Origin of the sequence: Pseudonocardia alaniniphila (genome assembly GCF_022524485.1) — a bacterium.
Taxonomy (GTDB): domain Bacteria; phylum Actinomycetota; class Actinomycetes; order Mycobacteriales; family Pseudonocardiaceae; genus Pseudonocardia; species Pseudonocardia alaniniphila.
On the sequence record NZ_JAKXMK010000096.1, the window covers coordinates 1 to 1,158 of the forward strand.

At 68.3% G+C, this 1,158-nt stretch carries 1 protein-coding gene and 1 pseudogene; both read right to left on the minus strand.

The features are described from left to right. Positions 1–876 (minus strand): succinate--CoA ligase subunit alpha (gene sucD / locus MMF94_RS43125; protein ID WP_241043291.1); only part of this gene is annotated, 876 nt, incomplete at its 3' end. Between the two features lie 2 nt (positions 877–878). Continuing rightward, positions 879–1,158: pseudogene (locus tag MMF94_RS43130) on the minus strand (ADP-forming succinate--CoA ligase subunit beta); the annotation flags it as partial.

Consider the following 1,158-nt stretch of genomic DNA (forward strand, 5'->3'; position numbering starts at 1 on the left):
GATGAGCTCCCGCATGAGCGCGGCGGTCTCGCTGGGGGTCTTGCCGACCTTGACGCCCGCGGCCTCCAGGGCCTCCTTCTTGGCCTGCGCGGTGCCGGCGGAGCCGGACACGATCGCGCCGGCGTGGCCCATGGTCTTGCCCTCCGGGGCGGTGAAGCCCGCGACGTAGCCGACCACGGGCTTGCGCACGTTGGCCTTGATGAAGTCGGCTGCCCGCTCCTCGGCGTCGCCGCCGATCTCACCGATCATCACGATCGCGGCGGTGTCGGGGTCGGCCTCGAACGCGGCCAGCGCGTCGATGTGGGTGGTGCCGATCACCGGGTCACCACCGATACCGATCGCCGTGGAGAAACCGATCTCCCGCAGCTCGTACATCATCTGATAGGTCAATGTGCCCGACTTCGACACCAGCCCGATCGGTCCGGCGCCCGCGATGTCGGCCGGGATGATGCCCGCGTTGGACTTGCCAGGGCTGATGATCCCCGGGCAGTTCGGGCCGATGATCCGGGTGCGGTTGCCCTTGGCCACCGCGTGCGCCCAGAAGTAGGCCGAGTCGTGCACCGGGATGCCCTCGGTGATGACGACCGCCAGCCCGATCTCGGCGTCGATCGCCTCGGTCACCGCGTCCTTGGCGAAACGCGGAGGAACGAACACGACGCTGACGTCGGCGCCGGTCTCCTTCATCGCCTCCTCGACCGTGCCGAACACGGTGAGGTCCTTCCCACCGATCGACACGCTGGTGCCGGCCTTACGGGCGTTCACCCCACCGACGATGTTCGTGCCCGCGGCCAGCATCTTCGCGGTGTGCTTGGTGCCCTCACCGCCGGTGATGCCCTGCACGATGACCCGGCTGTTCTCGTTGAGGAAGATCGACATGTTCAGGCTCCCGCAGCCGCAAGCTGAGCGGCCCGGTCGGCCGCGTTGTCCATCGTGTCCACCTGGGTGACCAGTGGGTGGTTCGCCTCGTCGAGGATCCGGCGGCCCTCGAGCACGTTGTTGCCGTCCAACCGCACGACCAGCGGCTTCGTCGCGCTGTCGCCCAGGATCTTCAGCGCCTCGACGATCCCGTTCGCGACCGCGTCGCAGGCGGTGATGCCACCGAAGACGTTCACGAACACGCTCTTGACGTCCGGGTCGCCCAGGATGACGTCCAGCCCG